The organism is Longimicrobium sp. (assembly GCF_036280135.1).
Lineage (GTDB): Bacteria > Gemmatimonadota > Gemmatimonadetes > Longimicrobiales > Longimicrobiaceae > Longimicrobium.
In genome coordinates, this window is the sequence record NZ_DASURI010000033.1 from 1 (window position 1) to 8,383 (window position 8,383).

At 71.7% G+C, this 8,383-nt stretch carries 5 protein-coding genes and 1 pseudogene; 2 read left to right on the top strand and 4 right to left on the bottom strand.

Annotation, left to right across the window (positions count from 1 at the left end; translation table 11 throughout):
- A pseudogene (locus VFZ20_RS00990) lies at positions 1 to 183 on the top strand (LLM class flavin-dependent oxidoreductase); the annotation flags it as partial.
- A gap of 168 nt (positions 184 to 351) precedes the next feature.
- On the opposite strand, the gene VFZ20_RS00995 reads toward VFZ20_RS00990, so the two are convergent.
- The 3 genes from VFZ20_RS00995 to VFZ20_RS01005 all read right to left on the bottom strand — a co-directional run bounded on the left by VFZ20_RS00995 (position 352) and on the right by VFZ20_RS01005 (position 4,875).
- Positions 352 to 2,313: an Ig-like domain-containing protein gene (locus tag VFZ20_RS00995; protein WP_329681943.1), complete on the bottom strand. Its 1,962-nt coding sequence runs from the start codon at positions 2,311 to 2,313 to the stop codon at positions 352 to 354.
- 100 nt (positions 2,314 to 2,413) lie between these two features.
- A complete protein-coding gene (locus VFZ20_RS01000) occupies positions 2,414 to 2,887 on the bottom strand; it encodes a hypothetical protein (RefSeq protein ID WP_329681944.1) in 474 nt (157 codons plus the stop codon).
- Positions 2,884 to 4,875 (bottom strand): Ig-like domain-containing protein, encoded by a 1,992-nt coding sequence (locus tag VFZ20_RS01005; protein WP_329681945.1) that lies wholly within the window; start codon positions 4,873 to 4,875, stop codon positions 2,884 to 2,886. Before VFZ20_RS01005 ends, VFZ20_RS01000 begins: the two co-directional genes overlap by 4 nt.
- A 318-nt stretch (positions 4,876 to 5,193) precedes the next feature.
- Here VFZ20_RS01005 and argF point away from each other — a divergent pair, with 318 nt between their 5' ends.
- Positions 5,194 to 6,105: an ornithine carbamoyltransferase gene (gene argF, locus VFZ20_RS01010; RefSeq protein WP_329681946.1), complete on the top strand. Its 912-nt coding sequence runs from the start codon at positions 5,194 to 5,196 to the stop codon at positions 6,103 to 6,105.
- A 686-nt stretch (positions 6,106 to 6,791) separates the two neighbouring features.
- On the opposite strand, the gene VFZ20_RS01015 is transcribed toward argF, so the two are convergent.
- Entirely contained in the window at positions 6,792 to 8,192 is a 1,401-nt protein-coding gene (locus tag VFZ20_RS01015; RefSeq protein WP_329681947.1) for a cytochrome P450, read from the bottom strand.
- Positions 8,193 to 8,383 lie beyond the last annotated feature (191 nt).

Genomic DNA, 8,383 nt, shown 5'->3' on the forward strand with positions numbered 1-8,383 from the left:
GGCGAGGACGGCACGCGGATGATCGCGGGCGACCCGGCGCAGGTGCGCGACGAGCTGCATCGCGTGGCCGCGCGCTATGGCCTGGACGAGCTGATGATCGTCACCGTGACGCACGACTGGCCGTCCCGCGTCCGCTCCTACGAGCTCATCGCCGAGGCCATGAATCTGCCTCCGCGCGAATAAACAGAAACAAAATTCTCACGCAGAGGCAGCAGGGGCAGCAGAGTACCCCGTTTCCGCGAGGGATGAAGTACTCTGCTGCCTCTGCTCCCTCTGCGTGAGAAAAACAGTCCAGCCCTCCCCCGGAAAGCCGGAGGAGGGCTGGATTCGTCTACGCGTGAACGATGCGGATCAGCGCGTCCGCACGATGGTCACGTACACCTGCGACGGAAGCGGGGCGCCCGTCGACGTGCGCGCCGTAAAGGTGGCCGTCTGCGCCGGCGCCACGCCGAAGCGGCCGTACGTGCCGCTGCCGCTCTTGATCATCACGCTCGTCTGCCCGCCGCCGGCCAAGTTGCGCGTGGTGACCGGGTACGTGTTGAAGAAGCTGCGGTAGCGCCAGCTGGGCTGCGTGAACCGCGCTTCCAGCCCCGACACCGCGTCGTCCGTGAACACCGACGTCGTCCAGTCGCGCACCATGGGACGGGGATCCGTGCCCAGCGCCTGCTGCAGGTTGGCGAAGCCCGTCACGTCGGCCTCCACCAAGTCGCGCCACAGCGCCGCGTCCGTGCCGCTGGCCCGATGGTCCGCCGCGTAGCGCAGGAACGACCACGTGGCGCCACGGGTGGCCAGGTCGTTGTCGTCGCTGGACGCCGCGTCGTACGGCGACTGGTTCTCGTGGTCCTCCAGGTAGCTCTCGAACCGGCGGAAGTTCTGGTCCATGTAGGACACGAACGCCGACCGCACCCGCGCGCTGGCCGTGATCTGGTCCGGCCCCAGGTTCTGCCGCGGCGCCAGCCCCGACATGTGGTAGAACATCACCTCCTCGGCGATGTGGCTCAGCCCCTCGTTGAGCCACGTCTCCTCGTTCCAGTGCGTGGTCCGCACGTTGTACAGCCGGCGCGACGCGTTGATGAGGTGCTGGAACTCGTGCGCGATGGTGCCCAGCGACGTCTGCAGCACCAGATCGCGCGAGAACACGTTGTTGTTCACCGAGCCCGTGGGGTCCGGCACCAGCATGTAGAACATCTCGGCGAAGTTGCTGCCCTCGCACGCCGACAGCCCGTCCTGGGTCTTGGTCGGGAACAGGTCGCGCGGGTGAAAGAAGCCGCCCACGTACGAGCTGCTTCCCGGCGGGGTGAGCGCGTTGACGGCGCTCGTGTAGAAGATGGCGACCTTGCCATTCTTGTCCACGTCGTTGGGGTCGCCGAACGCCGCCGTGATGGTGGGATACACCAGCGTGTCGAAGCCCGCCGCGAACGAGGCGTACTGCGCGTCCGTGAGCCCGCCCGACGGGTTGCTCACGTCCGCCAGCACCACCGACCGTGTGCCCACGGCCACCACCCGGCCCGTGCGGTTGCTGGGCTGGCCGCACGACTCCACGGACGTGTTGACCGTCACCTGCTGGCCCACCTGCGCGTTGCGCAGGTCCAGCGTGAACGAGGGGCGCAGGCCGTCCGCGTTCCCGCGGCCCACGCGCAGGGCGTCGTCCACGTACGGCGCCAGCGCACGCTCCGCCCGCGCCCGCAGCCCCTGGTGAAAGTCCTCGTCCGGGGCGCGGCCGCCCGCCAGCGACAGGGACGGCGACACGCCGGGCGACGTGACCAGCACGGAGATGGAGTTCTGCGCCGCCATCTGCACGGTGAACAGCCCCGCGTTCAGGTCGCCCGCGTGGAACGGCACGGCCACGTACTCCTTGCCCGTGGCGCCGCCGTCCAGGCACACCGTGGCCGCCTGCACGCCGCCCAGCACCACGGAGCCACCCACGTCCAGCGACCGCACGGCCCCCGCCGTGGAGCACGCGGCCGGCGCCGGGGCCACCGTTACCTGCACCGTGCCCTCCACCTCCTCCAGCGACGCGCGGATGGTGGCCGTGCCGGGCGCCACGCCCGTCACCAGGCCGTCCGCGCTCACCGTGGCCACGGCCCCATTGCTCGTCGACCACGCCAAATCCGCCATCCGCTCGTCCGACGGCTCCTCGCCGCCTTCGTCGCGGACGACGGCCGTCATCTGCAGGGTCTCGCTCACGGCCAGCACGCGCTGGTCGGGCATGACCTGCACGGTGGCGACCTCCTCCTCCACGGCCGTGGAGCTGCGCTCGCAGGCGGCCAGGGCAAGCAGGGCGGTGGCGGGAAGCCAGAGAATTCGCTTCATGGGAAGTTCCATTGGGGGGAGGCGCCGGCGCCGATGGATCGGGCGGGCCACGGAAGAACGCGCCGGCCGGGGGCGGGGTGACACCCGGGCCGGGAACGGCTCACGGCGTGATGATGCCGAACGTCTGCACCTGCACCTGCACGGCGGGGTCGCCGGGTCCCTGCACCCACACCTTCTGGCCCGGGCGGATCTCCGGCGGGGGGCTGCCCAGCCGCACGACGCGCCCGTCCTCCATCCGCAGACGCAGCCCGCCGTCCGCCACCTCTACCATGCCCATGAGCACGGGCCGGCCGTCCACGCGTACGATGCGGTACGAATCCGCGGTCAGCGTGCCGGATTGAAGGCGTCCGCGCACCTCCACCTCGGCGCCCCCCAGCCGGCCGATCTCCGCACGGAGCGGGCCGTCCACCCACACGCTGGGGCCCTCCGCCGGGCGCAGCCGCACGTGCACGTCCATGGGCGCGGAGCCGGCCAGCGACACGCGCCCCGTCACCACGTCGCCCCCGCCGCGGGCCGCGGCGGGGGTGCAGGCGGCCAGCGCCAGCAGCAGCACGGCGGCCCGGATCGCCCTCACTTGGTGCGCACCACCGTCACGGACAGGGAGGCAGGCGGGTTCGCGCCGGCCGACGTGACCTGGACGGCGGCCAGCTGGTTGGCGTTCACCCCGGCCCGCAGGTACGCCGCGCCGCCCGCCACCATCGTCATGCTCACGGGGGTGCCCGTCACCAGCGTGCGCACCTCCAGCGGGTAGCTGTTGTCGATGCGGCCGTACAGCGCGCGGTAGTTCCAGCTGGGGTGCGTGAACGCCGCCGGCACGCCCGCCACCGCGTCGTCCGTGTACGCGGCCACGGCAAAGCTGCGGACGAGGGCGACGGGATCCTGCCCCGTCACGGCCTGCAGGTTGGGCAGGCCCACCCGCGCGCTGTTCACCAGGGCGTACCACAGCTCGTTGTCGCTGCCGCCCCGCTGGTCGGCCACGTACCGCAGAAAGCCCCACGCCGCGCCGCGCGTGGCCAGGTCGTCCACCTCGCCAAAGGCCTCGTCGTACGGCGAGTCCCCCTCGGGGTTCTCCAGCCAGCTGCCGTAGCGGCCGTAGTTGGCGTCCTGGAACTCCAGGAACGCGTTGCGCAGGGGCAGGTTGTCGATCACCTCGGCGCCCAGGTTCTGCCGCGGGCCGCGCTGGGCGCGGTGGTAGAACAGCAGCTCCTCGGCGATGTGGCTGAGCCCCTCGTTGAGCCAGGGCTCCTCGCTCCAGTCCGTGCCGTCCACGTCAGGCACCACGTACAGCCGGCGCGACGCGCTGATGAGGTGCTGGAACTCGTGGCCCACCGTGGCCAGCGTGCTGTTGCGAACGTACGCCGTGCTGCGGGCGTTGCCGTTGACGGTGCCCTGCGGGTCCGGCGCCAGCATGTAGAACATCTCGGCGTAGTTGCTCCCCGCGCACGCCGGGAAGCCGTTGCCGGCCACCCTGGGGAACAGGTCGCGGCCGTAGAAGAACCCGCCCACCACGTAGTTCACGTTGGCCGGCGTGAGCTCGTTCACGGCGCGGGTGTAGAAGATGATGGCGCGGCCGTTGGCGTCCACGTCCTGCGGCTCGCCAAAGGCGGCCGTGTTCACCGGGTAGATGAGCGTGTCGAACGTGGCGGCGATGTTGTCGTAGTCCGCCTGCGTAAAGCCGCCCGCCGGGTTCATGGTGTCGGCCACGATGACGGCGCGGTTGCTCACGGCCACCACGCGCCCGCCGCGCACGTCCGGCGCCGTGCAGAACTCCTGCCCCACGTTCAGGCTGAGCACCGTGCCGATGGCCGGCGGGGCCGCCTGCTGCAGGGCCATGCGCGGGCCCGAGCGGCGCGCCGTGAAGGTGGCGCGGGCGCCGGGCACCAGGCCCGACAGGTAGCCGCGGGCGCGGGTGTTGAGGCGCGTGTGAAAGCCCCCGTCGCCCCGCGCGGCCAGCGCCGCCGCGGCGCCCAGCGTGCTGCCGCCGGAGACCGGCGCCAGCGAGGGGGTGGGCGGCCCGGCCACGGCCCGCACGCCCGAGGGCGCCAGGCGCACCTGCAGGGTGCTGCCCTGGCTCGTCGTGCCGTAGAAGGGGATGACGGTGTACTCGGCGCCGGCCGCGGCGCCCGGCAGGCACAGCAGGCCGGCCTCGGCGCCCTGGACGGTGGCGGACTGCCCCACGGCCAGGTTGATGCCGGTGCCCGGCGCGCACTCGGCAAGGGGCGCCGACACGGTGACCATGGCCGTATCGGCCCGGCCGTTGGGCGCCGCGGCCACGATGCGCGCCGTGCCGCCCGCCAGGCCCGTCACCAGGCCGGTGCCGGAGACGGTGGCCACGTTCGACTCCAGGCTCGCCCAGGTGAACGGCGTGTTCTCCACGACGACGTTGTCCTCGTCGCGGGCCTGGGCCTGCAGCTGGGCCGTCTGGCCGGCGTTGATGGTCTGCTCGGCGGGCGTCACGAAGACGCGGGCCACCTCGGGCTCCCGCTGCGTGGGGCTGCCGCCGTCGCACGCCGCCGCGAAGGCCGCGAGCAGCACGAGGGCAGGGGGGGAAGAGCGCTTCATCGGCATCCGTGCAGGAGCGGGGTGGTCCGGCAGAGCCGGCGGCAGACGGCGCGCGCGCCCGGGCAGGCGGACGCGCCGCCGCGCCGCGTGCGCGCGTGGACCATCATTCTACGAACGACCGTTCGAAAAGGGAAGCCGCCGGCGGGTGCATCCGGCGCGCATCATTCCTCGTAAACGGTTGTGGAGAAACAACTTGTACTCTCACCTGCCCGCGGGGTTCCACGCGGGTGGCTGCGCCCGCGCGCGCGTGCTATACTTGGGGCGCCCGCCCCCGCGGGGGGCGCCCTTCTCTCCAAGAACGAACGACGTCGAGCGCTCATGACCGACCGCACGGTTCGCCACTTCCTGCAGATCCCCGACTTCAGCCGCGACGAGCTGTACCAGGTGCTGGACCTGGCGTCGCGGATGAAGCGCGGCGACTACACCGATAAGCCCCTGGCGGGCAAGACGCTCGCCATGATCTTCACCAAGAGCAGCACCCGCACGCGGGTGAGCTTCGAGGTGGGGACGTACCAGCTGGGCGGGCACGCGCTGTTCCTGTCGTCGCGCGACATCCAGCTGGGCCGCGGCGAGCCCATCAAGGACACGGCGCGGGTGCTGTCGCGGTACGTGGACGGCATCATGATCCGCACCTTCGACCAGCAGGACCTGGTGGACCTGGCCACGTACGGCTCCGTGCCCATCATCAACGGCCTCACGGACCTGCTGCACCCCTGCCAGATCATGGCCGACCTGCTCACCGTGCAGGAGAGCTTCGGCACGGACCTCACGGGCGTGAAGGTGGCGTGGGTGGGCGACGGCAACAACATGGCCAACTCGTGGCTCAACGCCGCCTACCGCTTCGGCTTCGAGCTGCGCCTGGCGTACCCGGCCGGCTACGAGCCCGACGCCGCGATCCTGGAGCGGGCCCGCGGCGCCACCAGCATCATCACCACGCACGATCCCCGTGAGGCCGTCGAGGGCGCCGACGTGGTGAACACCGACGTGTGGGCGTCCATGGGCCAGGAAGAGGAGAGCGCCAAGCGCGCCGCCGACTTCCAGGGCTACTGCATCACCGAGGAGATGATGGAGACGGCGTCGTCGCGCTCCATCTTCCTGCACTGCCTGCCCGCGCACCGCGGCGAGGAGGTGACCGAGGGCGTGCTGGAGGGGGCCCGCAGCCGCGTGTGGGACGAGGCGGAGAACCGCCTGCACGTGCAAAAGGCCGTCATGGCCACCCTGATGGGCTGATCACCCCTCGCGGCGCCAGCCGCGCGCGTCGGTCGTCGGAGCCTCTCCCCGGATACGGGGAGGGGCTTCGTCGCATGTGGGCGGGTTCCTGCCGGCGGCAGCCCGCCCCTCTCCCGGCCTCTCCCCGCTCGTTCCTCGCGGAGAGAGGAGACCTGATTCAAATCGACCGCTTTGATTTCCTGAGGGAGGCGCCGCGCGATCCTCGCCCGTGCATGATTCCCTGGCGCCGACCGAAGGATCTCCTCTCCCCTGCTCGGCCTCTCCTCCGCGACGGACCGCGCCCACCATCCTGCCGAAGCGCGAGGGCCGAGCATCGCGGGCAAGATCCTTCGGGCCTCACGCATCCAGTGTGTTCAGGGCTCGTGAGGGCCCCTCAGGAAGTCGGGGGCTTGGCCCCAAGGGACGAAACTCGCCCTTTCGCCAACCCCTCCCCCGCAGTTTGGGGGAGGGGTCGCCGCCGAGCCGCGAGGAACGAGCGGCGCAGGTGGCGGGGGAGAGGGCCCCCCGTCGCGCAGCGACGGGCCCCGACTTTCTCTCATCGCCGGCCACCTTCCGCCTCTCCCATCTCCGCGCCATCATCCTCCCCTGCCCTACTCGACACCCATCCCGCCCATCCACCCTACCTTCGTCTCCGCTCCTTCTACGTCCCTGCGTCCATCCACCGCGTCCGGCCACGCGCCGCCGGACTACGCGCGCACCGGCTCGGGCGCGACGGAGGGGGCGCGTGAAGGGGTACGGCGGCGGAGGCGCATGCGGATTCCACTCTTCGGACGGAGCGTGAACGTGGCGTCGGGGACGATGGTCTGCCCCGGCTCCAGATCCACCTCGAAGCGCTGGGCCAGCGTGGCCAGGATCACCTGCGCCTCCATGAGCGCGAAGCTGCTCCCGATGCAGAACCGCGCGCCACCCCCGAACGGGTAGTACGCGAACGGCGGGAAGGTTCCCGGCCCCGCGCCCAGGAACCGCTCGGGGACAAAGTCGTCCGGGCGGTCCCACAGGTCCGGCCGGCGGTGCGTCACCCACTGGCACACCATCACGATCTTTCCCGCGGGGATGCGGTATCCGCCGATCTCGTCCTCCTCGATGGACTCGCGGGGCTGGCCCCACGCGGGCGGATACAGGCGCAGCGTCTCGTCGAACACGGCGCGCGTGTACGGCAGCCGCGCCAGGTCGTCCATGCCGGGCGCGCGGCCGCCCAGCACGGAATCCAGCTCCTCGCGCATTTGCCCCAGCGCCTGGGGATGCCGCGCGAGCAGGTACCACGCCCAGCTCAGCGCGGCCGCCGTTGTCTCGTGGCCGGCCAGCATGAGCGTGAGCGCTTCGTGCCGCACCTGCACGTCGTCCATCCCCGCGCCCGTGTCGGCGTCGCGGGCGTCCAGCAGCATCTGAAGCAGGTCCGGCCGCGTCTCGCCGCTGCGCCGCCGCTCGGCGATCATCGCATCCACCGTGCTGTGCACGACAGACCGGTCCGCCATGAAGCGGCGGTTCTCGGCCGTGGGCATCCACTCCGGCGCGGTGACGGGAAGCGTGAGCCGGCGGCTGACCCAGTGCAGCGACGTGCGGATGGGCGCGCCCAGGGCATCCGCTTCCGCGCTCAGGTCGTGCGAGAACATGGTTGTCCCGACGATGCGCAGCGTCACGCGGATCATCTCCTCGCTGGCGTCCACCGTCCCGCCCTGTGCCGCCACGCCCTCCCAGCGCTCGGACGCGGCGTCGGACGCCTCCGCCATCTGCGTGACGAGTCCGGCCAGGCGCTGGCGATGGAAGGCGGGCTGCATGAGCCGGCGGTTCTGCAGCCAGCTGTCGCCCTCGGCGGCCAGGATGCCGTTCCCCGCCAGCGCGCGGACGGGCGCGTTGAATCGGTCCGGCTTGCGGTAGTTCCTGCCGCGCGTCTTGAGGACGTGCTCCACGCCGGACGGATGCGTGATAAGGTACCAGTACAGCCCCGGCACGCCGCGCAGCCGCACGACGTCGCCCAGCGTGCGCTGCGCGCGGGTGTAGAGTCCCAGCGGGTCCGCGACGGCTTCCGGCCCGGACCCGAACAGCACGCCGCCCGGCAGGGTGGGCGGCAACGGCAGATGGCTCACGGGGATGCGCTCCCTGGGCAGTGGCGGTGATCGGCAGACCCACGGTCCCACACCTGTAAGGAACGTCCGGCGCACACGCCGCACAAGAGCATTCGCCCCACGCGGCATCAGGCATTCGCTTACCGCCATCGCCCTCTTCGGTCCGCGGGACCGCGCGGGTCGGGCGGGTCGGGCGGGTCGGGCGGGTCGGG